The organism is Micromonospora sp. LOL_015 (genome assembly GCF_048060275.1).
Lineage (GTDB): Bacteria > Actinomycetota > Actinomycetes > Mycobacteriales > Micromonosporaceae > Micromonospora_E.
The window spans coordinates 1-276 of record NZ_JBHMIO010000227.1 but is presented as its reverse complement, the minus strand read 5'-3'; the positions used below and the strand labels follow the sequence as shown (position 1 = coordinate 276).

The following is a 276-nucleotide window of genomic DNA, read 5'->3' as shown; positions in this document are numbered from 1 at the left end:
ACGCGTACCCGTTGGACTGCAACGGGTCCGCCACATCCAGCACCGGGTCGGCGGACAGGAACCGGCCCACCACCGGGTCGTACAGGCGGGCACCCAACGGGGTGTAGCCGGACGCCTCGTCCGGGGTCGCGCCGAGGAACCCGGCCCGGGTCTTCAGATTCGTGGCCAGCACGTCGACCGCGCGGGGGTTACCGAACGGATCCCGCTTCAGGATCCGTACCGGCATCCCCGACAGGGTCGAACCGACCTCCGCGTACGGGCTGCCCTGATGATCGG

General features: G+C 70.3%; 1 protein-coding gene. It reads right to left on the bottom strand.

The window, feature by feature from the left end; all coding sequences use genetic code 11:
• Window positions 1-276 (bottom strand): RHS repeat-associated core domain-containing protein (locus ACFHWU_RS29600; RefSeq protein WP_416592365.1); only part of this gene is annotated, 276 nt, incomplete at both ends.